The following is a 22,038-nucleotide window of genomic DNA, read 5'->3' on the forward strand; positions in this document are numbered from 1 at the left end:
GATGGTGAGCAAGGCGCCGCGTCTGCTGACGATCCCTCCGGGCCGGCCCTTTCTCAGGACGCTTACGGAAGCGCTGCTCGATGGCCGCTTGACCGACAGTTTTCGCTACGACCCCGCCGATCCGCTTTCGCTGGCAGGGGTCACTCTGCTGGTTCCGACCCGCCGCGCAGCCCGCGTGTTGCGCTCGGAATTCGTCGACCTGCTCGGCGGTCGCGCGGCGATCCTTCCCGATATTCGCACGCTGGGTGAAACCGACGACGACAGCGGCTTTTTTGACCTTGATGCGCCGCAGTTGATGGATCTCGCCCCAGCGGTGAGCAGCACCGTCATGCTTCTGGAACTCGCCCGGCTGATCCTGGCCTGGCGCAACCAGTTGCCCGACATCGTGCGGTCGATCCATTCGGACACGCCGCTGGTCGCGCCCGCGAGCCCCGCCGATGCCGTCTGGCTGGCTCGGGCGCTGGTCGAACTGATCGAAGCGGCGGAGACCGAAGGCTGCGACTGGAAGGATCTCGAAAAGCTGCAATCGGCGGATTTCGGCTCCTGGTGGCAACTGACGCTGGAGTTTCTGACGATCGCAACGGAGTTCTGGCCGGCGCGGCTGCAGGAACTGGTGCGGTCATCACCGGCGCGCCACCGCGATGCGGTGCTCCGGGCCGAGGCCGACCGCTTCCGCAGGCAGGGTTCGGCTGGCCCCGTCATCGTTGCAGGCTCCACCGGCTCGATCCCGGCAGCGGCCGAACTGATTGCCGCGATTGCAGAACTCGACCAGGGTGTCGTGGTACTGCCCGGGCTCGATCTCGACATGCCGGATGAGGACTGGGCGAAGCTCAACGATCGCGAGATCTCGGTGATCCGTCCGAGCCCTGCCGTGCGCGGGCATCCGCAATATGGTCTTGCCCATCTCTTGCGGCATATGAAACTCGAACGCGCGGATGTCCGGGTGCTCGAAACCTCCGATCCGGCGCTCCAGGATAGGGCCGAATTTCTGTCGCGCGCCATGGCACCCGCCGAGGCAACCGATACCTGGAAGGCCTGGCGGCAGGAGATCGACGATGCACGTGTTCTGGCTGCGTTTCGCGATGTCGCGCTGATCGAAACGGCCAATGAACGCGAGGAAGCAACGGCAATTGCGATTGCACTGCGGCTGGGGCTCGAAGAGGCGTCAGACAATCCCGAAAGCCGGGTGGCGCTGATCACGCCCGATCGCGCGCTGGCACGGCGTGTGATGTCTGAACTCGCCCGATTCGGGATTGAGGCGGACGATTCGGCGGGTACGCCGATGACCGGCACCCAGGCTGCCATGCTGACCCAGGTGGTGGCCGAGGCCTGCCTGCGCCCCGGTGATCCTGTGGCGATCGTGTCGCTCATCAAGCATCCGCTGGCTCGCTTCGGCTTCACGGCCGAGGATATGCGCAAGGCCGCCGATGCGCTCGAACGCATCGCGCTGCGTGGGGGCCTGAAGAGCCTCGACCTTGCCGAGATGGAACCGCTGTTTGCGGAAGGGCTCGACGCGCATCTAGCCGACCGCCACAAGCCGCAATGGCGCATCTCGATTGCGGCTGAAGAAATCGAGCTTGCTCAGCTACTGGCCAACCGTGTCACCTCAGCGGTTGAGCCGCTCGTCTCGTCGGTCATCCGGTCGACCGACGGGCGGGTGCTGTCGCAGAGACTGACTGTCAGCGATTGGGCAGAGCGCACGGGTCGCGTGCTGGAAGCCGTCACCGTTGACGAGCGCGGTGACCTTGCCGGTCTCTGGGGCGATGCTGCGGGGGAGGCTCTGGCACGGCTTCTCGCCGAAGTCCTGGAGACGGACGGGCAGATCGAGGCTGACGGCCCGCAATGGGTGGATATCCTGACGGCCCTGATGGCCGGCCAGGCGGTCAAGCCACGCGCCATGCGGCATCCGCGCGTCTTCATCTTCGGGACGCTGGAAGCGCGCCTGCAGAATGTCGACATGATGGTGATCGGCGGCATGAACGAGGGGAGCTGGCCGAGCCAGACCAAGAACAATCCCTTCCTGTCGCGCGTCATGAAGACCGAAGTCGGGCTTGAGCCGCCGGAACGGCAGATCGGCCAGGTGGCGCATGACTTCCAGATGGCCTGTGGCACGCGGAAGCTGATTTTCTCGCGCTCGCTGCGACAAGGATCTGCGCCGACGGTTGCCTCGCGCTGGCTCCAGCGTCTGATGGCGCTCGGCGGGCCCCTGCTTGAAGACGAGATGCGAAAGCGCGGCCAGATCTACCGGCGCTATGCCGACCTGATCGACCAGGGCGAAAACCAGGCTCCGGCGCAGCGCCCCGCACCACGACCGCGCGCCGAGATACAACCCCGTGCCTTCAGCTTTTCCGAGGTCGGGCGCTTCCGGCGTGACCCCTATTCCATCTATGCGCGGCGCATCCTGCGTCTCGATCCCGTCGATCCCTTCAACCAGGATCCGGGGGCTGCCGAACGCGGGACGCTCTATCACCGTATCGTCGAGCGTTTCATCCGTGAGGATCATGACCCGGCCCGGCTGGACGCGCTCGATATCCTGCACCGGATCACCGATGAGGAGTTTCTCAAGGAGGCTCTGCCGCTCCACATCGACGTTGTCTGGCGGCAGCGCTTCTACAGCGTCGCCTCGGCCTTTCTCGGCTGGGAGCGGCAGCGGAGACCGGAGATCAAGCGCTCGCTGACGGAAGTCAGGGGCAATGTGCTGCTGCGCCCTGTCGATATCACCATCAGCGGGATTGCCGACCGGATCGATATCCGGGGCGGCGGCTTTGCCGATATCATCGATTACAAGACGGGGCTCAACCCCAGCGTCAATCAGGCGCGCAGCCTGCTCGACCCGCAATTGGCCCTCGAAGCGGCAGCCCTAATCCAAGGCGCCTTCAAACCGGCCGGGGACATAAAGCCCCTCAACCTTGTCTATGTCCGTCTGCGGCCCGGCGATCGCTTCTCGGCGGATCAGGTGAACAACGAAATGGCGACGCGGGGCGACAACAAGAAGTCTGCGCTTGAGCTTGCCACGCAGTCCGTGGACGAGCTCGGCCGCTTCGTTCAGGCGCTGCAGAGCGGCGAGCGGGGTTACGTCTCCCGTCTGATCCCGGCGGAACAGAACGCCTATGGCGGCGAATACGACCATCTGGCGCGCGTCGCGGAATGGTCGACGGCGGAAGCCGAGGAAGGAGCCGGCGATGAGTGATCAGCGCTTTGCCCTGGACGAGCTACCGACCGGCAGCGATCCCACCGCCTGGCTCGGCTGGACGACGCTTGCCCAGTCGCGCGCATCCCATCCCGGCCAATCGGCCTGGGTGTCGGCCAATGCCGGCTCCGGCAAGACGCATGTTCTGACGCAGCGGGTGATTCGGCTTCTGCTGGCGGGCGCTCGCCCCTCGTCCATTCTCTGCCTCACCTATACCAAGGCTGCGGCGTCCGAAATGTCGAACCGCGTCTTCGAGCGGCTGGCAGAATGGGCAACGCTGGATGATCGGGAACTGGCCAAGCGGATTGCGGCGATCGAACAGAGGGAACCGGATCGGGCGACGCTGGCGGCCGCACGGCGGCTCTTTGCCAAGGCACTGGAAACACCGGGTGGCCTGAAGATCCAGACGATCCACGCCTTCTGCGAAGCGCTGCTGCACCAGTTTCCCTTGGAAGCGAATGTCGCCGGGCATTTCAACGTGCTCGACGATCGAGCCGCCGTCACGGTTCTTGCCGAAGCGCGGCGATCGCTGCTGACGGCCACGTCGACGGAGAATGATGCGACACTCGCCGAAGCCTTCTCCCAGGTGCTGAGCATTGCCGATGAAAGCGGGCTCGAAGGACTGATTGCCGATACCGTGGCCAATCGGCATGCAATCCGCGAGTTCCGGCAGCGTGCAGAACGGACGGGTGGCCTTGATGCGACCCTGCGCAAGGGTCTGGGCATCGGCCCGCTCGAAAGCGAGACCAGCCGTGCCGAGGATTACTGGCCTCTTGCCGGACTGTCGGGTGGCAATTTCAGCCGGTACATCCAGCTTGCCCTCGAAAAGGGCGGCGAGAAGGTGCGAGCCGTCGCGGAAGTCCTGGAACGGGCGCTGGTGGAAACCGATCCGCTGGAGCGGGCGAAGCTTCTGGACCAGGCTTTCCTGACGGCACAGGAAGCACCGAAGGCCGACAGCTCGCTGATTGCCGCTGCCATGACCAAGGTCGCGCCGGATCTCAAGGATGCTGTGATTGCGGCCCGGGATCATGTGGTCGCCATGCGGGACCGGCTGCGGATCTTCCGCATGTACCAGGCGACGCGATCGGCACTGACGCTGGCCGTGCGTCTTGACTCCGACTACGAGGAGCTGAAAAAGCGGCGCTCGCAGCTCGATTTCGAGGATCTGATCGTGCGCACCGCGCGGCTTCTGACGCGGGACGATGTCGGCGCCTGGGTGCATTACAAGCTCGATCAGGGCATCGATCATATCCTCGTCGACGAGGCACAGGATACGAGCCCGGTGCAATGGGATGTCATCCGGTCGCTGCGCGAGGACTTCTTCACGGGTCTCAGCGCCCGGCCCGGGATCCGCACCTTCTTTGCGGTGGGGGATGAGAAGCAGTCGATCTATTCCTTCCAGGGCGCACGACCCGAGCAGTTCTCGCAGGAAGCGCGCCAGACCGAACGCGCGGTCACGGAAAGCGGACAGAGCTTCAACACGGTGCGCCTGCCGCTCTCCTTCCGCTCGACGCAATCGGTCCTTGCGGCCGTCGACCAGGTCTTCAGCCTGCCGGAAAACAGCCGGGGCCTGAGTGCCGGCGGGGACCCTGTCATCCACCAGTCGAGCCGCATCGGGCATCCGGGAATGGTCGATGTCTGGGACATGATCGCCGCCGAAAAGCAGGAGAAGGACGAGGACTGGACCGCCCCCTTCGACGCGACGCCGGAAAGCGCTCCCTCCGCGATCCTCGCACGACGCGTGGCGCACCAGATCAGCCAGATCGTCGGACGCGAGACCATCATCGAGAAGGGCAACAAGCGGCTGATCCGCCCGGGCGACATCCTTGTGCTCGTGCGCAAACGCGACGGTTTCGTCAATGCGCTGACCCGGGCGCTGAAACGCCCCTACAACATACCGGTCGCCGGTGCGGACCGCCTGAAACTGACCAGTCATATCGCCGTGCAGGACATGCTGGCGCTTGGACGTTTCCTGCTGCTGCCGGGCGACGATCTCTCGCTCGCTTCGCTCCTGAAGAGCCCGCTCTTCAACCATAGCGAAGACGATCTGATGGCGCTGGCGGCCGAGCGGCCGGAAGCGCAGAGCCTCTGGGCGAGACTCGCGGAGCAGGCTGAGGGCAATGATGCGTGGAAGAAGACACATGACAGGCTGACCCTGTTTCTCGACCAGGCACGTGACCACTCGGTCCATGATTTCTATGCCCGCGTGCTCAGCGTCCATGGTGGCCGGAGGGCCTATCTCGGTCGCCTCGGCTCTGAGGTGAGCGACATCATCGACGAGTTCCTGACCTTTGCCCTCTCCTTCGAGACCAGCGGATTGCCAGGGCTGCAGTCTTTTGTCTCCACGCTCGAGATGGAAGCGCCGGAGGTCAAGCGCGAGCAGGACAAGGAGCGCAACGAAGTCCGCATCATGACGGTGCATGCCTCGAAGGGTCTCGAAGCGCCGATCGTCTTCCTGATCGATGGCGGCTCGAAGCCTTTCAATTCGAACCATGTGGCCAAGCTGCGAATCATTGGGACGGCTGAAGGCATGCCCTTCCCGATCTGGGTGCCGTCGAAGTCGCTCGGCAATTCGATCTCCGCTGCCGACATGGATCGGCGCAAGGATCAGGCCGAGGAAGAATATCGCCGGCTGCTCTATGTCGCGATGACCCGCGCTGCCGACCGCCTGATCGTGGGCGGCTATCGCGGCGTGCAGGACACGGGCGAGATCTGGCACAAGATGATCGCGCGGGCGCTCAGCGCCAACGAAACGCGCTGCAAGCCGGTCGAATTCACCGGACCGGATGGCAGCTGGGCGGGACTGCGCTGGTCTCTCGGCGAGGCGGAGCATGACCTGCCCGTGAGCGAAGAAAGCGCTGAAAGCGAGGAGAGCCACAGCCTTCCCCCGACGCTCTGGAAGCCGCTTCCGCCACCGGTCAGCCTGCCGAGACCGCTCAGCCCATCGGGTGTCGGCAGCATTACCGTGGACGAAGACGAGGACGCCCTGACCGCCTCAGCACTGTTTTCGACGACGGAAAAGGCGGATCTCGCTCTGCAGCGCGGGCGGCTCATCCATCGGATGCTGCAGAACCTGCCGGGCTTTCCGGAGTCTGACCGCCGTGAGGCAGCCGAGCGTTATGCAGAACGTGCGGCCCGGTTCTGGCCGGCAGAGCAGCGACAGAGACTGGTCTCTACCGTCATGGCCGTGCTGGAGGACGAGGTGCTTCATCCGGTGTTCAATACCGGCAGCCGTGCCGAAGTTTCGGTCATGGGAACGATGCGACTGAAGGGTGAGTTGCGTGCCGTCTCCGGCCGCATCGACCGGATGGCCGTGCTAACCGACCGGGTGATCATCGCCGACTACAAGACGAACCGGAATCCACCATTGGAGGCCGCGCAAGCCCCCCTCTCCCACCGGGTGCAGCTCGCCATCTACCGCGAGATCCTGCAGCCGCTCTACCCCGGCAAACAGGTGGAATGCTGGCTGATCTATACCGAAAACGGCAGCCTCATCCGGCTCGATGCCGGGCTGCTCCAGCGCTCTCTTGCCGACCTCGAAACATCGTGAGATACCGCATATTGAAATTGCTGCCGTGCGGCATCACATATCTAGTCAATTCCGTATCTATGAAGGGAGAGCCCCATGGCTACCGTTAAAGTCGACAAGTCCAATTTCCAGGCCGAGGTGCTCAACGCTTCCGAACCGGTTGTCGTGGATTTCTGGGCCGAATGGTGCGGCCCGTGCAAGATGATTGCACCGAGCCTTGAAGAAATCTCCAACGAACTCGCCGGCAAGGTGAAGATCGCCAAGCTGAACATCGATGAAAACCCGGAACTGGCTGCCCAGTTCGGCGTTCGCTCGATCCCGACGCTGGCCGTCTTCAAGGGTGGCGAAGTCGCCGACATCAAGGTGGGTGCAGCACCGAAGACCGCTCTGTCCAGCTGGATCGCCGGCGCAGCCTGAACCTCAGGTCACTGATAAAAAAGAAAAAGCCCGGTTTCGCCGGGCTTTTTTCATGTCGGAATGGTGCCGTTTTCGGCGAGCACATTGCCCGCGAGATAGAGCGAGCCGCCGATCATGATGCGCGGCGGAGTTCCGCCTTCACTGCGCTCACGGATCGCATCGAGCGCCTGACCCAGTGAGCCCATCGGAAGAGCTTTCAAACCGGCCTCTGCTGCGGACTGGGCAAGTGCCACCGGATCGAGGCCGACGTCAGAACCCAGGATCGGCACGGTGTAGACATTGTGGGCGATGTCGACGAAAGCGCGGAAGAAGCCGATCGGATCCTTGGTGTTGATCATGCCGATAACCAGATGCAGCGGCCGCGCCTGGCGTTCTTCCATGGCTGCCATGGCTTCGGCGATCACCTCACCCGCACCCGGGTTATGCCCGCCATCGAGCCAGATTTCAGCACCTTGAGGGGCCCGCTCCACCAGCCGACCCTCGGTCAGCCTTTGCAGACGGCCCGGCCATTCGACCGACAGCATGGCCTTTTCGGCGATCTCTTCCGTCACCGTATAGCCGGCTGCCTTTACGGCCCGGATGGCCGTAGCAGCGTTTCCAATCTGGTGGCGGCCGGGAAGCCGCGGGAGCGGCAGGTCCATCAGACCGAACTCATCCTGATAGACGAGCCGTCCGAATTCTTCATAAGCGAGGAAATCCTGGGCAAAGACGGCGAGCGGACAGCCGAGGCGCTCTGCGGTGCTGATCAGCACATCCTTCGCGCCGTCGAATTCCTGGTGACCGATGACCACGGGAACGCCGCGCTTCATGATGCCGGCCTTTTCGGCGGCAATCAGCTCAACCCGGTCACCAAGATAGGCCTGATGATCGAGCGAGATCGGCTGGACGATGCAGACAGCCGGTTTTTCGACGACATTGGTGGCGTCGAAGCGTCCGCCAAGACCAACCTCCAGCACGACGACGTCGGCAGGCTGCTCGGAAAAGAGGATGAAGGTCACCGCCGTCAGGATCTCGAAGACGGTGATCGGCTTGCCACCATTGGCCTCTGCCACGCGGCGCAGGGCATCGGCAAACATCGCATCATCAACGATCTGCCCGCGGCCACCCTTGACGCCGATGCGATAGCGCTCGTGCCAGCGCACGAGATGCGGCGAGGTGTGGACGTGGACGGACAGACCCTGGGCTTCCAGGAGCGCACGGCAAAAGGCCGTTGCCGAGCCTTTGCCATTGGTGCCGGCCACATGGATGACCGGCGGCAGCTTCAGATGGGGATTGCCCAGAACCTCGAGGAGGCGCCGGATACGGTCGAGCGAGAGATCATAGCCCTTGGGGTGCAGCCCCATGAGCTTGTCGATCTCGGCATCGGCCTGGCTGACGATGGGGTCTGTCATGACACTCGTTCCGCGAGCGCGGCCTCAAGGGGAAGCAAGGCTCAGGCCGAAGCCTTGGCGACCGGCTTCGCCCCATTCACGGGAACCGCTACGTCATTTGCAGGGCGCTTGGTCATGATCTTCAGGACGCGCGCCAGCGTGTCCGGGATATCATGGCGCTTGACGACCATATCGACCATGCCGTGTTCCAGAAGATATTCCGAGGTCTGGAAGCCTTCGGGAAGCTTTTCGCGGATCGTCTGTTCGATGACGCGCTTGCCGGCAAAGCAGATCTCGGCACCCGGTTCGGCAATGTGGAGGTCACCCAGCATGGCATAGGAGGCCGTGACGCCGCCCGTGGTCGGGTTGGTCAGGACCACGATATAGGGCTGGCCGGCTTCCTTCAGCATATCGACGGCAACCGTCGTGCGCGGGAGCTGCATGAGGGACAGAATACCTTCCTGCATGCGGGCGCCGCCCGAAGCCGGGAACATAACCAGCGGGCACTTTTCCTTGATGGCGCGCTCGAAGGCCTTCACGATCGCTTCGCCGGCAGCGATGCCGAGCGAGCCACCCATGAAGTTGAACTCGTGTACGACGGCAACGAGCTTGAGGCCCTGCACCATGCCGACGCCGGCGACGATCGTGTCTTCCTGGTCGGTCTTCAGACGGCTGTCCTTGAGACGATCCGTGTATTTCTTGGAATCGCGGAACTTCAGCGGATCCTGCGCCACCTTCGGCTGCGGCAGGGCCTCGTACTGGCCACCGTCGAAGAGGTCGGTCAGGCGGGCCTTGGCCGGCATCTTCATGTGGTAGCCCGAGGCCGGGATCACCCACTTGTTCTCTTCCAGGTCCTTGTGGAAGACCATCTCGCCCGTTTCCGGGCACTTGATCCAGAGATTTTCCGGAACTTCGCGGCGACCCAGCATGGAATTGATGCGCGGGCGCACATAGTTGGTGATCCAGTTCACGCGGCTTACTCCTGATGTTTCCAGCCCATATGGGGTGCTTATTCGGCGGCAGCAAGGCGCGCAGACCGCACGCCGCTTGCCAATCCGCGCACCAGCGTGGCGACGGCCTGAACCGTATCCGCCGTCGCCTGACCATCGGCTGTGAGATTGGTGGCAACCTGATTGACGATCGCGGTCCCGACCACGACGCCATCGGCATTGGCGCCGATCAGGCGGGCATGCTCGGCGGTCTTGACGCCGAAGCCGACGCAGATCGGCAGGTCCGTGTGCGCCTTGATACGCTGGACGGCGCCGGCAACGCGCGAAGGATCCGGCAGCGACGAACCGGTGATGCCGTTCATCGAGACGTAGTAGACGAAGCCCGAGGTGTTATTGAGAACGGTCGGAAGACGCTTGTCGTCGGTGGTCGGGGTTGCCAGACGGATGAAGTTGATATCGCGGCTGCGGGCCGGAATGCAGAGTTCGTCATCCATTTCCGGCGGCAGGTCGACGACGATCAGGCCGTCGATGCCGGCTGCGAGTGCGTCGTCAAGGAAACGCTCGACGCCATAGACGTAGATCGGGTTGTAGTAACCCATCATGACGATCGGCGTTTCGTTGTCCGTCTTGCGGAATTCGCGGGCCAGATCAAGCGTGCGCACGAGGGTCTGGCCGGCCTTCAGGGCCCGCTGGCCGGCAAGCTGGATCGCCGGGCCGTCAGCCATGGGATCCGAAAATGGCATGCCGAGCTCGATGACGTCGGCGCCGGCTTCAGGCAGGGCCTTCATGATCGAAAGCGACGTGTCGTAGTCCGGATCGCCACCCATGAAATAGGTGACGAGAGCCGGGCGGCCTTCTGCCTTCAGGGCAGCGAAACGTTGGTCCATACGCGCAGTCATGATCAGAGCCCCATACCGAGAATCTTGCCGACAGTGAAGATGTCCTTGTCGCCGCGGCCGCAGAGGTTCATCACGATGATCTGGTCCTTGTCCATCTTCGGCGCGCGCTTGATGACTTCGGCGAGCGCGTGGCTCGGCTCGAGCGCCGGGATGATGCCTTCGGTGCGTGTCAGGAGCTGGAAGGCTTCAAGCGCCTCGTCGTCCTTGATCGGGACATATTCGACGCGGCCCATGTCCTTGAGCCAGGAATGCTCGGGACCGATGCCGGGATAGTCGAGGCCGGCGGAGATCGAGTGACCTTCCTTGATCTGGCCGTCGCCATCCTGCAGCAGATAGGTGCGGTTGCCATGCAGGACGCCCGGGGTGCCCGCGGTCAGTGAGGCGCAATGCTCCTCGCCTTCGAGACCCTTGCCACCGGCTTCGACGCCAACGATCCGGACGCTCTCGTCATCCAGGAACGGATGGAAGAGGCCGATTGCGTTCGAACCGCCACCGACGGCGGCAATCAGCATGTCCGGCAGACGGCCTTCAGCGGCGAGCATCTGCTCGCGCGTTTCGCGGCCGATGACCGACTGGAACTCGCGGACCATTTCCGGATAGGGATGCGGGCCGGCGGCGGTGCCAATCATGTAATAGGTGTCGTCGACATTGGTGACCCAGTCGCGCAGCGCCTCGTTCATGGCATCCTTCAGCGTGCCATGGCCGGCGGTGACCGGCTTCACTTCGGCACCGAGGAGCTTCATGCGGAAGACATTCGGCGCCTGGCGCTCGACGTCGGTTGCGCCCATGTAAACGACGCAAGGGATGCCGAAACGAGCCGCGACCGTGGCCGAGGCGACGCCGTGCTGGCCTGCACCGGTTTCGGCTATGATGCGGGTCTTGCCCATGCGCTTGGCGAGCAGGATCTGGCCGAGGCAGTTGTTGATCTTGTGCGAACCGGTGTGGTTCAGCTCGTCGCGCTTGAAGTAGATCTTCGCGCCACCGAGCTCTTCCGTCAGGCGCTCGGCGAAATAAAGCGGGCTCGGACGACCGGTGTAATGGGTGTTGAGATGCGCCAGCTCCGCCTGGAATTCCGGATCCGTCTTTGCCTTTTCCCATTCCGCCTGCAGATCGAGGATCAGCGGCATCAGCGTTTCGGCAACGAAGCGGCCACCGAAGATGCCGAAACGGCCGTCTTCGTCGGGACCTTCACGGAAGGAATTGGGTTTCGGTGACTGGTTCACTTGACACTCCCTGAAACCGGCTGTGCACGACTTGCCTCGGCAACGGCCGCAAAAAACTCGTCCATCATCTGAAGATCCTTGACGCCCGGGGCGGATTCCACGCCGGACGAGATATCGATCGCCCGCGCCCCGGTCTCCCGCAGGGCCTCTGCGATATTGGCCTTGTTGAGGCCTCCGGAAAGCATGTAATCCACGCCGTCGTCAAGCGAACGCAGCAGACGCCAATCGAAGGTGACGCCGTTGCCACCGGGAAGATCGGATCCCGCAGGCGGCTTTGCGTCGAAGAGAAAACGATCGGCAATGCCAATATAGGGCTCGATGCGCCTCAGGTCATCGGCATCGCGGATGGAAAATGCCTTCATGATCGGAAGACCGGTCACGGCCTTGACCGTCAGCAGGCGTTCCGGGCTTTCGTTTCCATGGAACTGCAGGATATCCGGGCGCATCAAGGCGATGATCTCGTCGAGATCGTCATTGTCGGCATCAACAGTCACCGCAACACTTTTCACCCGACCGCGAACGCGATCGGCGAGTGTGCCAGCGATGTCGGGCTCGATGTTGCGCGGGCTCTTTTCGAAGAAGATAAAGCCGATATGGCTCGCGCCGCTGTCAGCCGCACGATCGACCGCCTCCGGCGTCTTCAGTCCGCAGATCTTGATATCGGGTCTCATGGCAGCGAAGTCGCACGAAATCAAAAAAGAGTCGAGCCAATTTGCGACAAAGGCTGAAAGGTCGCGGGTTGCTCAGTCGAAGTCGATGGCATGCAGCGCCGAACCGTGGCGCTTCAGCCAGGCCTTGGCCTCATCCATATCAGGGCAGAGCTTGCGGCAGAGCGCCCAGAAGGCCGGCCCATGGTTCATCTCGCGCAGATGCGCGACTTCATGGGCCGCCAGATAGTCGATGACGAGCGGCGGGGCCATGACGATGCGCCAGGAAAAGCTGAGCTTGCCGTCCCAGGAACAGGATCCCCAGCGGCTGCGGGTATCCTTCAGGGTCATGCTCTTCACCGGCTTGCCGACATGTCCGGCATGCAATGCCACGAGCCGCTCCAGATCGCGGCGTGCTTCCTTCTTGAGGAAATCGGCGACGCGACGCGGCAGATGATCCTCAAGACCGCTGACGCTCAGGATATGGCCGATCTCGCTGTCGATCGACTGGGTCAGGCCGCGCAGCTGTCCGGTATGGACGATGCGATGGGGAATGCCACGAAGCAGGATCTCGCCCCCGTCCTCGATGCTGCCGGCCGTCTTCTGGCGCTTGAGCTTGGTGCTGAGCCAACCCTGATGTCGATCGAGAAAGTCCTCGATATCGCGTTCGCGCAACCCTGGCGGAATGGTCATTTTCAGGGCGCGACCGCCGGGCTCGATCCGGAGCGTGATGCGGGTCGCACGGCTGTTTTTGCGGATGGTGAGCGGAACCGACCGTCCATCCACGGCAATCGCCCGCTCCAACTGGATCGCCGGTGCTCTCTTGGGTGTCAGCTTTTTCAGCAGGGGAAACATGCGCCTGTTCTAGCCGATTCGTGGTGTCACCTTGCAACAAAAAAGGCCGGCGCAAGGGCGCCGACCTCGATCTTGTCCATGAATGCAGCGGTTCGTCAGTTGCCGGTGAAGCCCTGAGCCGGACCGCCCTCGCCTGCCGGCTTGACCTGCTGGCGATCGCGCATGAAGCGGTCGAACTCTTCCTGGTCCTTGGCTCGACGCAGTTCGCGGGCATAGGTGTCGAATTCGGCGCGCATCTCGTCGAGACGGCGGCGCTCTTCGTCGAGACGCTCGAGTTCGGCCTTGCGCCAATCATCGAAGGCGACATTGCCGGTCGAGGCGGAGGCGCTGTAGGTGTTGGTGCGGCACCAGGCAAAAGCCGTGTCCGCCTTGCGGTTGGCTTCGCGCTTGAAGCTTTGGAATTTCTCGCCAAACAGGATGTAGGCAAGCATGGCCAGACCGAGCGGCCAGAAGACCACGAAGCCCAGCACCATCAGGGCGACGGTTGCCGGAGTCCAATCCGGCCGAAGCAGTGCTGACTGGTTCATCATCGATAACCTCGTTCACGCGAAGGGCGGAATGCCCTCCGATGGTTTCGATGTGGGAAATGGCAGCCTGCCCTTCAAGAAAGAAGCGGACCCAATCGGAGAACCGATTGAATCCGCTTCTTAAATTCGGAATGACGAAAATGTCAGAGGGACTTGCCACCCTTGATGACGCGTTTGACCGGCGTTGTGGCCTTGGCCTTCTTGCCATGGGTCTGGGCGAACTGGATGATGCGCGGCGCGATCTCGCGACGGAAGCGCGAGCCGTTGAAGACCCCGTAGTGACCGACATCGGGCTGCATGTAATGCAGGCGCATATGGTCGGGGATGTTGGTGCAAATGGTCTGCGCCGCCTTGGTCTGACCGACGCCGGAGATGTCGTCGTTTTCGCCTTCGACGGTCAGCAGCGCGACGTTGCGGATGGCGGTGGTGTCCACTCGCTTTGAGCGGTGCATCATTTCACCCTTCGGCAGGGAGTGCTTGATGAAGACGGTGTCGACCGTTTGCAGATAGAACTCCGCCGTCAGGTCCATGACGGCCAGGTATTCGTCGTAGAAATCACGATGCTTTTCAGCCGAGTCCCCGTCATTCTTGACGAGGTGCATGTAGAAATCCTTGTGGGCGATCATGTGCCGGTCGAGGTTCATCGACATGAAGCCTGAGAGCTGCAGGAAGCCCGGATAGACCTGGCGCATGAAACCGGGCTGCGGCCACGGAACCTGCATGATGACGTTGTCACGGAACCAAGAAAGCGGCTTGTCCTGCGCCAGCTGGTTGACCGCAGTCGGGTTGATGCGGGTGTCGATCGGCCCACCCATCAGCGTCATGGAAGAGGGCGCACAGCTGTCCTGGTCACCTTCCATCACGGCAACGGCCGCAAGAACCGGAACCGAGGGCTGACAGACAGCGACCACATGGGTATCCGGACCCAGGTGATGGAGAATATCGATGACGTAGTCGATGTAATCGTCGAGGTCGAAGTCACCCTCTGTCACCGGCACCATGCGGGCATCGATCCAGTCGGTGATGTAGAGATCGGCGCTCGGCAGCAGCGCTTCGACCGTTCCACGCAGAAGCGTTGCATAATGGCCCGACATCGGAGCGACGATCAGGATCCGAGGACCCTTGTCTGCTCCAGCCGGCAGATGGCGCTTGAAATGGATCAGATCGCAGAAGGGTTTGCGCCAGACCACCTCTTCCTCAACCATGACGCTCTCGCCATCGACGATTGTCGTCGGAAGCCCGAATGCGGGTTTACCGTATCGGCGTGTGACGCGCTCGAAAACCTCGAAGCCTGCGGATAAAGAACGCCCAAGCGCCGTATGCGACCAGGGATTCAGGGGATTACGCCAGGCGAGGTTCATCGCATCCGCCGTTGCCCGGAAAGGCGCCATGAATGCGTGGTTGAGTTCGTAGAGCTGATAGAACATGGGTTCTGTACCTTTGTCCCGGACCCTTGAGATCCGCGTTCATTCGCTACACTAACAGACTTTGTGCAATGCAAAAGCCCGGATTGGTCCTTCTTTCGCTGCACAAGAAGCCTTCTGATTTCGGATGATGTTCGAAAAGCCTTAAGGTTCCCTCCCCGTGACGGGGTTAATCAACGATCACAGTGTTCAACCGAATTTGCAGCTCCTACCCTTTCCGAGGCTTGCGATTTGATGTTTGTTCCATCCGTCATCCCAAGACATGAGTGAAGGAACACCATGACCAGCAGCAACAACCGCAAGTCCGAATACAAAGTCGATCCGATCTTCCTCGATCGTTGGTCACCGCGTGCATTCGACGGCAGCACGATGCCGAAAGAAGACCTGCTTACCATCCTCGACGCGGCCCACTGGGCGCCATCGGCGTTCAACTATCAGCCTTGGCGCTTCATCTACGCGCTGAAGGGTACGCCGGAGTTCGACAAGTTTCTCGACATCCTGATCGAGTTCAATCAGGGCTGGGCCAAGAACGCCTCCGCGCTTGTCTTCATTTTCTCCGACACGCTGAGCCGTCCGGCCGATGGTTCAGAGCCCAAGCCCTACCGCAGCCACAGCTTCGATGCCGGTGCCGCCTGGGGCCTGCTATCGCTTCAGGCAATGAAGTCCGGTTATTTCGCGCATGCGATGACGGGCTTCAGCTTTGATCGCGCGCTGGCAGAACTTGGAGCACCGGAAGGCTTCCACATCAATGCGGCGGTTGCGATCGGCAAGCTTGGCGACAAGGAGACGCTGCCCGAAGGTCTGCGTTCGCGCGAAACGCCGAATGAGCGCAAGCCGCTCGCGGACGTCGCCTTCGAAGGTCACTTCTGAAAATCTTGATCTGATGGTTTCACGTGAATCACGTTAACCATCCAGGCAGAGAAGTCTGTTGAAAGCAAAAGGGCCGCCTGAAAGGGCGGCCCTGTTTCGTGTCCTGACGCAAGCCGTCAGATGTCGAGGTTGGCGACGCTCAGCGCATTGTCCTGGATGAATTCGCGGCGTGGCTCGACCTCATCGCCCATCAGGCGGGAGAAGAGGCCGTCGGCATCGGTCGCATCGTTGACGCGGACCTGGAGCAGCGAGCGCACATTCGGATCCAGCGTGGTTTCCCAGAGCTGCTCCGCATTCATTTCACCGAGACCCTTGTATCGCTGCATCGAGAGGCCCTTACGGCCGGTCGCGAAGATCGAATCCAAGAGCGCGCGCGGGCCCGACATGTCGCTGCGCCCATCCTTGCGGGTGAGAACCGGCGGTTCGGAATAGATTTCGCGCAAGCGTGCGGACATCTGATCCATGTGACGAGCGTCAGCAGAACCGATGAGCGCCACATCAACTGCGGCCACTTCCTTGACGCCACGGACCATGCGCTCGAAGCGCAGGCCGCCTTCGTCGGTGACGAAGCCCTGCCAGCCGCGTTCGGTGTCTTCGGCGATCATGTCCAGGCGGGTCGCGACCAGCGCTGCGGTTGCCTCGGCCTGCCGGCGGTTGCCCGTCAGTTCCGGATTGAGCGCACCGGCAATTGCTGCCTGCTCGATGACATTGCGGTTGTATCTGGAATGCAGACCATCGATCAGTGACCGCAGACGCAGCGCGTCCTGAATGACGTCGCGTAGATCCTGTCCGGCACGGACTTCACCGTTGGCAAGCGTGAGTGTCGCCTCTTCGAGACCCATGCTGATCAGATAGTCTTCAAGGGCCTTTTCGTCCTTGAGATACTGGACCGACTTGCCGCGCGCGACCTTATAGAGCGGCGGCTGGGCGATGTAGAGGTGACCGCGCTCGATCAGTTCCGGCATCTGGCGGAAGAAGAAGGTGAGCAGCAGGGTTCTGATATGCGCGCCGTCCACGTCAGCATCGGTCATGATGATGATCTTGTGGTAACGCAGCTTGTCGGCGTTGAACTCGTCCTTGCCGATCGAGGTGCCAAGGGCTGTGATCAGCGTGCCGATTTCCTGGCTCGACAGCATCTTGTCGAAGCGAGCGCGCTCGACGTTCAGGATCTTACCGCGCAGCGGCAGTATCGCCTGGTTCTCGCGCGAGCGGCCCTGCTTGGCCGAACCACCTGCTGAGTCACCCTCGACCAGGAAGAGTTCGGACTTGGCCGGATCGCGCTCGGAGCAGTCGGCGAGCTTGCCGGGCAACGACGCGATATCGAGCGCTCCCTTGCGGCGGGTCAGTTCACGCGCCTTGCGGGCGGCTTCGCGGGCAACGGCGGCTTCGACGACCTTGCCGACCAGGATCTTGGCTTCGGTCGGATGTTCCTCGAACCAGGTGCTGAGCGCCTCGTTGACGAGGTTTTCGACGACCGGACGAACTTCCGATGATACAAGCTTGTCCTTGGTCTGCGACGAGAACTTCGGATCGGGAACCTTGACCGAAAGGACAGCCGAGAGACCTTCACGGCAGTCCTCGCCCTGCAGCGTTACTTTTTCCTTCTTGGTGATGCCGGAGCTGTCGGCATAGGAAGTGACCTGGCGGGTCAGCGCAGCGCGGAAGCCGGCCATATGCGTGCCGCCATCGCGCTGGGGAATGTTGTTGGTGAAGCAAAGCACGTTCTCGTGGTAGCTGTCATTCCACCACATGGCGACTTCGACGGTGATCCCGTCCTTCTCGCCCTTGATGGCCACGGGCTTTTCCACCAGCGGCTTCTTGGAACGATCGAGATAGCGGACGAAGGCTTCGAGACCGCCATCATAGATCATCTCTTCCTGACGGATGTCGGACTTGCGCTTGTCGGTCAGAAGAATGCGCACGCCCGAATTCAGGAAGGCGAGTTCACGCAGGCGATGCTCCAGCGTTGCGTAATCGAACTCGGTCTTGGTAAAGGTTTCGGAGCTCGGCAGGAAGGTGACTTCCGTGCCGGAACGCCCTTCGTAGTCGCCGGTCACCTTGAGAGGTGCATCGGCCACGCCATGGGTGAAGCTCATTTCGTGGATCTTGCCGGCGCGGCGGATCTTGAGGCTGAGACGCACCGACAGTGCATTGACGACCGAAACGCCGACGCCGTGCAGACCACCTGAAACCTTGTAGGAGTTCTGGTCAAACTTACCGCCGGCGTGGAGCTGGGTCATGATGACTTCGGCAGCAGAGACGCCTTCGCCGGTGTGGATGTCCGTCGGGATGCCGCGGCCGTTGTCGGTCACCGTTACGGAGCCATCGGCATTCAACGTCACCGTCACGATGTCGGCATGGCCGGCCAGGGCTTCGTCGATTGCGTTGTCAACGACTTCGTAGACCATGTGATGCAGGCCTGAGCCGTCGTCGGTATCACCGATGTACATGCCGGGGCGCTTGCGGACGGCGTCCAGTCCCTTCAGAACCTTGATCGAGTCCGCGCCGTATTCGGCCGGTCCATCATTTTCCGCGATCGGCAAGTCGGTCATTCAGCAATCTTTCCAGTCAATTCTCAAAGGCCCGGCTGATTCGAATCAGCAGCTTCAAGTAGCCCGACTATAGGGGTTTTGGCCTGAGTTCCAAAGGTAAGGGCGTCGTTTGTCGTGGATAGACAGGGCTTTTCAACCCCTTCAAGGCCGTTTTTTGGCGCTATCCAGAATATCCTGCATGTCTCGTATCACATCGGGAGAGAGCTGGCGAATCAGCTTGGCCAGATCATTGGCGAAGGCGGTGTATTCGGGCTTCATTCCGGAGGTATCAACCACCACGCGGGGGTCTGATCGACCGGCCGTAGAAAAGAGCTCTTCGGCCTCGTCCCAGATGATGTTGAAGTAACCCGCAACACGCTGCAGGAAATCGAAATTCGGCAGGCCGCGCTTTCCATGCTCGAGCGCCGAAAGATAGGCCGGCGAGACCCCGATGGCTGCGGCCATCTCCTTTTGCGAAACTCCCTTTCGCTCGCGCAACTGCCGAAGGGCATCGCCAAACGGTGTCATCGACGGTCCTGCCCGCGGCGGGAAAGCCGCACATAGAGAGCACCATCCCCGCCGTGATGACGGGCGGCCGGCTCGTAAGACGAAATCAGAAACCGGAACTCCGGCATCGCAAACCAGAGTGGTACCGCGCGCTTCAGCGCGCCTTCGCTGCCGAGCGAACTGCCTTTGCCCGTAATGACCAGCACATGGCGTAGGCCCCGCTCATGCGCCCGGATCAGGAAGTCGAGCAGCATTCCATGGGCTTCGCTCTGGATCAGACCATGCAGGTCGATGCGGGCCTCAAGTGCCAGATGGCCGCGGGAAAGCTTGCGCTTGACCGGCTTTTCCAGAGGGTGATGGGCGTGCGCTGCCGGTTTGCGTTCGGTCTCGGATGCTGAACTCGACGTCGAAAGGGCAGCGCGGTTGAGCGCCGGCACATCCTTTTCTTCGACAGCGGTCTGAAACTGCTCCTCGAAACTCAGCAGTTCCTCCATGCGGCCGGGCATCGGCCGGGTCGAGCGCGCGACCTTGCCCCAGAGGATGCGATCTTCCGGATTGAGCTTTGGTGCACCCGACACTCAGACAAACCTCTCTGCTGCCTGCTTCGGGATCAGTATATAGAAATCCGCTGCATTGCGCACCGCGCCCGCCAAGTCGCCGGCCTCGTCTCCCGAGCCGGTGAAGATGTCGCCGCGCGCAGGACCGACAATTGCTGAACCCGTATCGAGGGCAAGCATCGTGCGGGCAAAATCCTGCCCGCCGTCCATATGATTAAGGCCCCGGGCATGGATGAAAAAGGGAAAGCCAAAGGTATGGATGTTGCGGTCGACGGCCAGTGAACGGCCTGCAATGAGCGGCACCTTGGCGGCCGCGATCGGGCCGCGCGAGAGATCGTCGACATCGACCTCGCGAAAGAAGATGTAGGACCTGTTGTGCCAGAGGATTTCGTCGACGCGTTCAGGATGGGCAGCGAGCCAGGCGCGGATGGACTGCATGGAGATCTCGGCTTCCGGGATCTCGCCGAGGTCAATCAATAGTCGGCCTATCCCTGAAAACGGGTGGCCGGCCTTGGCAGTGTAGGTGATACGATGCAAGCGACCATCCGGATAGCGCAATCGCGCGGCTCCCTGGACATGGGCGAAGAACACGTCAACCTTCGAGCGGGCCCAGGCAATTTCCAGCCCCCTGCCCTCAAGCCAGCCCTGATCGATCGCACGCCGGTCCGGATAGGGCCGCAGCCCCTGATCGGTCTTCAAGGCGAAAGCATAGGATGGATCGAGATCCGCTGGAGGGTTGGCCTCATCGACATCCACGAGATCGAGCGGCCGACGATAGAAGGGATGGCGATACTCCTGATCGGGCGCATCGCTGACGGCGACTTCCGGCTCATAAAAGGCTGTGACCAGGCCGGATTTGCCATCATCGGGCAGGATTAGGAACGGCCGGGTTTGGCGCTCGAAGAAGGCACGCGCGTCTTCGGCTCCTGATGGCTGAAGCCTATCGGCGGCATCGAGAAGCGGCATAAGGTCCTGCGCGGTCAGGCCAAGACGGCCTGCCTTATACGGCTTGACCGACTGCAGATAGTTCCTGCAGTCGGTCATCGCAGCCCAGAGAGATGTGGGATTGTCCGCCTTCCAGCCGGGCAGATCGTCGAACGACACCGGCTTCAGGCGGTATGAGCCTTGCTCGCTCATTGTTCCGCTTCGGTCGCGATCAGCTTCCAGTTCGGATCGCGCGAGCGGACGTCGCGGGCAAAGGTCCAGACATCGTTCACTTCAGACACGGCTTCGGCATCGCCATCGATCAACGTGCCGTCCTTGTCGAAGGTCGCGGTGATCAGCTGGCTGACGATGCGAACGGTGACCTGCTCCTCGTTGTCGCGTGCCGAAGCCTGGGTGATTTCCGCCTTCTCGATGCCGACGAAGGTCGATCGGACGGTCTCCCCACGACTCTCGCGGTCGGCGATCGCATTCTCAAAACCTTCCAGCACTTCCCGGGAAAGGAGACCCTTCAGCGTCTTTCGATCACCCTCGGCATAGGCCATCACGATCATTTCGTAAGCGATCTTCGCACCGTTCAGGAATTCCTTCGGGTTGAAGTTCGGATCGTGGCGCAGAAGTTCGCGCAGCTGGTCGTTCAGCGTCGTGCCAGCCGGAGCATAGGCGTCGACAGCGTTGAAGCGCTCTTCGCCGGTCGCTTCTTCACGGCGCGGCAGTGTTACGACCTTGCCGTCATCGCGTGCGGTACCCTTTGGCAGATCGCGTTGCGCGAAGGGATCGAACGGCGGCTTTTCATGGCCGGTGCGGCGTCCGAGGACGCTGCGAAGCTGAAAAAAGATCAGCACCGCAGCCACCAGGAAGAACAATGTAACGAAATCGCTAGATCCCATGAATACCGCCAGGCTTGATTGAATTTGATTTTTCGTTCTCCCATATAGTCTCCAGCGCCGCATCATTCAAATGGCGCAATGCATTCTTTGCATCGAGTAAGCGCCGACTCTTGCGATATCCGGATCACAAAGGCGTTTGGAGCCAGCCTATGCGCCTGCCTTTGGTGCTTTTTTTGATTGCACCACTTATCGAAATCGCAAGCTTTATCCTTGTTGGTCAGGCCATTGGTGTTTTGCCGACGCTCGCCCTGATCATCCTCTCGGCAGGCGTTGGCGTCGCCCTTCTTCGGTTTCAGGGAGCCGGCATTCTTCGCCGTCTGCAGAGCGAGGCCCGGCAGGGTCTCGACCCCGGACGTGAACTCGTTCACGCTGCCCTGCTGGCGGTCGCCGCATTTTTGCTGATCGTTCCGGGTTTCTTCGGCGACATCATCGGTATCCTGCTCTTCATTCCCTTCGTGCGAGACTTCGCCTGGCGGCTGATCAAGCCGCGCATCGTTGTTCGAAGCACAGGCTTTGCCGACACTGGTTTCAGGGCCAGCAAGCCCATGGACGAGAATGTGGTGGATCTCGGGGACGACGAGTACAGCCGAGAACCGAACCCGAATTCGCCCTGGCGGGACCCGCAAATCGGTCGCGATTGATGCCTCTCACCCCTCCCTGCGCAGGGTTGTAAGGTGAAGTGTCAAATGTTAGATGGCCTTAGCAGTTCA

Annotated in this window: 18 protein-coding genes; 5 read left to right on the plus strand and 13 right to left on the minus strand. The window is 61.8% G+C overall.

The features are described from left to right. The first annotated feature begins 1 nt into the window (after position 1). The 3 genes from addB (at position 2) to trxA (ending at position 7,136) form a co-directional block, all read left to right on the plus strand. Entirely contained in the window at positions 2-3,190 is a 3,189-nt protein-coding gene (gene addB, locus AC1PUL_RS18630; RefSeq protein ID WP_480465542.1) for a double-strand break repair protein AddB, read from the plus strand. Then, positions 3,183-6,740, plus strand: a complete 3,558-nt coding sequence (addA, locus tag AC1PUL_RS18635; RefSeq protein WP_480465543.1) for a double-strand break repair helicase AddA — start codon at positions 3,183-3,185, stop codon at positions 6,738-6,740. Before addB ends, addA begins: the two co-directional genes overlap by 8 nt. 75 nt (positions 6,741-6,815) lie before the next feature. After that, positions 6,816-7,136 carry a thioredoxin gene (gene trxA / locus AC1PUL_RS18640; protein ID WP_006724193.1) on the plus strand — a complete coding sequence of 107 codons (321 nt, stop codon included), beginning with the start codon at positions 6,816-6,818 and terminating at the stop codon, positions 7,134-7,136. A gap of 50 nt (positions 7,137-7,186) precedes the next feature. On the opposite strand, the gene AC1PUL_RS18645 is transcribed toward trxA, so the two are convergent. From AC1PUL_RS18645 to AC1PUL_RS18680, 8 genes are all read right to left on the minus strand, one after another. Further along, positions 7,187-8,527 carry a bifunctional folylpolyglutamate synthase/dihydrofolate synthase gene (locus tag AC1PUL_RS18645; protein ID WP_480465544.1) on the minus strand — a complete coding sequence of 447 codons (1,341 nt, stop codon included), beginning with the start codon at positions 8,525-8,527 and terminating at the stop codon, positions 7,187-7,189. A gap of 41 nt (positions 8,528-8,568) precedes the next feature. After that, positions 8,569-9,477, minus strand: a complete 909-nt coding sequence (gene accD, locus AC1PUL_RS18650; protein ID WP_480465545.1) for an acetyl-CoA carboxylase, carboxyltransferase subunit beta — start codon at positions 9,475-9,477, stop codon at positions 8,569-8,571. A gap of 38 nt (positions 9,478-9,515) precedes the next feature. Next, positions 9,516-10,355: a tryptophan synthase subunit alpha gene (trpA, locus tag AC1PUL_RS18655; protein WP_480465546.1), complete on the minus strand. Its 840-nt coding sequence runs from the start codon at positions 10,353-10,355 to the stop codon at positions 9,516-9,518. A gap of 2 nt (positions 10,356-10,357) precedes the next feature. Next, complete coding sequence (trpB, locus tag AC1PUL_RS18660; protein ID WP_298463037.1) at positions 10,358-11,578, minus strand: tryptophan synthase subunit beta; 1,221 nt, start codon at positions 11,576-11,578, stop codon at positions 10,358-10,360. Further along, positions 11,575-12,249 (minus strand): phosphoribosylanthranilate isomerase, encoded by a 675-nt coding sequence (locus AC1PUL_RS18665; RefSeq protein ID WP_480465547.1) that lies wholly within the window; start codon positions 12,247-12,249, stop codon positions 11,575-11,577. Before AC1PUL_RS18665 ends, trpB begins: the two co-directional genes overlap by 4 nt. Before the next feature lie 72 nt (positions 12,250-12,321). Continuing rightward, positions 12,322-13,080, minus strand: a complete 759-nt coding sequence (locus tag AC1PUL_RS18670) for a M48 family metallopeptidase (RefSeq protein ID WP_480465548.1) — start codon at positions 13,078-13,080, stop codon at positions 12,322-12,324. Between the two features lie 95 nt (positions 13,081-13,175). Further along, on the minus strand, positions 13,176-13,607 hold the full coding sequence (locus AC1PUL_RS18675; protein ID WP_480465549.1) for a DUF2852 domain-containing protein: 432 nt from the start codon (positions 13,605-13,607) through the stop codon (positions 13,176-13,178). Between the two features lie 143 nt (positions 13,608-13,750). Beyond that, positions 13,751-15,034, minus strand: coding sequence for a polyhydroxyalkanoate depolymerase (locus AC1PUL_RS18680; RefSeq protein ID WP_480465550.1), 1,284 nt, complete (start codon positions 15,032-15,034; stop codon positions 13,751-13,753). A gap of 276 nt (positions 15,035-15,310) precedes the next feature. On the opposite strand from AC1PUL_RS18680, the gene AC1PUL_RS18685 reads away from it, so the two are divergent. Further along, on the plus strand, positions 15,311-15,901 hold the full coding sequence (locus AC1PUL_RS18685; RefSeq protein WP_480465551.1) for a nitroreductase family protein: 591 nt from the start codon (positions 15,311-15,313) through the stop codon (positions 15,899-15,901). A gap of 116 nt (positions 15,902-16,017) precedes the next feature. On the opposite strand, the gene gyrB is transcribed toward AC1PUL_RS18685, so the two are convergent. The 5 genes from gyrB to AC1PUL_RS18710 all read right to left on the minus strand — a co-directional run bounded on the left by gyrB (position 16,018) and on the right by AC1PUL_RS18710 (position 21,328). After that, the gene (gyrB, locus tag AC1PUL_RS18690) at positions 16,018-18,453 is read right to left on the minus strand and encodes a DNA topoisomerase (ATP-hydrolyzing) subunit B (RefSeq protein WP_480465552.1); all 2,436 of its coding nucleotides are present in this window, start codon (positions 18,451-18,453) and stop codon (positions 16,018-16,020) included. 141 nt (positions 18,454-18,594) lie between these two features. Next, positions 18,595-18,960 carry a helix-turn-helix domain-containing protein gene (locus tag AC1PUL_RS18695; protein ID WP_185808986.1) on the minus strand — a complete coding sequence of 122 codons (366 nt, stop codon included), beginning with the start codon at positions 18,958-18,960 and terminating at the stop codon, positions 18,595-18,597. Next, the gene (locus AC1PUL_RS18700; RefSeq protein ID WP_480468631.1) at positions 18,957-19,445 is read right to left on the minus strand and encodes a Smr/MutS family protein; all 489 of its coding nucleotides are present in this window, start codon (positions 19,443-19,445) and stop codon (positions 18,957-18,959) included. The genes AC1PUL_RS18695 and AC1PUL_RS18700 overlap by 4 nt, the downstream gene beginning before the upstream one ends. Before the next feature lie 72 nt (positions 19,446-19,517). Further along, on the minus strand, positions 19,518-20,633 hold the full coding sequence (gene mltA / locus AC1PUL_RS18705; protein ID WP_480465553.1) for a murein transglycosylase A: 1,116 nt from the start codon (positions 20,631-20,633) through the stop codon (positions 19,518-19,520). Next, positions 20,630-21,328 (minus strand): Tim44/TimA family putative adaptor protein, encoded by a 699-nt coding sequence (locus AC1PUL_RS18710; protein ID WP_298463020.1) that lies wholly within the window; start codon positions 21,326-21,328, stop codon positions 20,630-20,632. Before AC1PUL_RS18710 ends, mltA begins: the two co-directional genes overlap by 4 nt. A 149-nt stretch (positions 21,329-21,477) precedes the next feature. Here AC1PUL_RS18710 and AC1PUL_RS18715 point away from each other — a divergent pair, with 149 nt between their 5' ends. After that, positions 21,478-21,969: an FxsA family protein gene (locus AC1PUL_RS18715; RefSeq protein WP_480465554.1), complete on the plus strand. Its 492-nt coding sequence runs from the start codon at positions 21,478-21,480 to the stop codon at positions 21,967-21,969. Positions 21,970-22,038 lie beyond the last annotated feature (69 nt).

Source organism: Rhizobium sp. P43, from assembly GCF_056730705.1.

Excerpts from the sequence above, each read along its gene's own strand:
- addB (WP_480465542.1), top strand. The coding sequence starts at position 2 with ATGGTGAGCAAGGCGCCGCGTCTGCTGACGATCCCTCCGGGCCGGCCC.
- gyrB (WP_480465552.1), bottom strand. The coding sequence starts at position 18,453 with ATGACCGACTTGCCGATCGCGGAAAATGATGGACCGGCCGAATACGGC.
- AC1PUL_RS18685 (WP_480465551.1), top strand. The coding sequence starts at position 15,311 with ATGACCAGCAGCAACAACCGCAAGTCCGAATACAAAGTCGATCCGATC.
- AC1PUL_RS18710 (WP_298463020.1), bottom strand. The coding sequence starts at position 21,328 with ATGGGATCTAGCGATTTCGTTACATTGTTCTTCCTGGTGGCTGCGGTG.
- AC1PUL_RS18665 (WP_480465547.1), bottom strand. The coding sequence starts at position 12,249 with ATGAGACCCGATATCAAGATCTGCGGACTGAAGACGCCGGAGGCGGTC.
- AC1PUL_RS18695 (WP_185808986.1), bottom strand. The coding sequence starts at position 18,960 with ATGACACCGTTTGGCGATGCCCTTCGGCAGTTGCGCGAGCGAAAGGGA.
- addA (WP_480465543.1), top strand. The coding sequence starts at position 3,183 with ATGAGTGATCAGCGCTTTGCCCTGGACGAGCTACCGACCGGCAGCGAT.
- trpA (WP_480465546.1), bottom strand. The coding sequence starts at position 10,355 with ATGACTGCGCGTATGGACCAACGTTTCGCTGCCCTGAAGGCAGAAGGC.
- AC1PUL_RS18675 (WP_480465549.1), bottom strand. The coding sequence starts at position 13,607 with ATGAACCAGTCAGCACTGCTTCGGCCGGATTGGACTCCGGCAACCGTC.
- mltA (WP_480465553.1), bottom strand. The coding sequence starts at position 20,633 with ATGAGCGAGCAAGGCTCATACCGCCTGAAGCCGGTGTCGTTCGACGAT.
- AC1PUL_RS18680 (WP_480465550.1), bottom strand. The coding sequence starts at position 15,034 with ATGTTCTATCAGCTCTACGAACTCAACCACGCATTCATGGCGCCTTTC.
- AC1PUL_RS18645 (WP_480465544.1), bottom strand. The coding sequence starts at position 8,527 with ATGACAGACCCCATCGTCAGCCAGGCCGATGCCGAGATCGACAAGCTC.
- AC1PUL_RS18715 (WP_480465554.1), top strand. The coding sequence starts at position 21,478 with ATGCGCCTGCCTTTGGTGCTTTTTTTGATTGCACCACTTATCGAAATC.
- AC1PUL_RS18700 (WP_480468631.1), bottom strand. The coding sequence starts at position 19,445 with ATGCCCGGCCGCATGGAGGAACTGCTGAGTTTCGAGGAGCAGTTTCAG.
- trxA (WP_006724193.1), top strand. The coding sequence starts at position 6,816 with ATGGCTACCGTTAAAGTCGACAAGTCCAATTTCCAGGCCGAGGTGCTC.
- AC1PUL_RS18670 (WP_480465548.1), bottom strand. The coding sequence starts at position 13,080 with ATGTTTCCCCTGCTGAAAAAGCTGACACCCAAGAGAGCACCGGCGATC.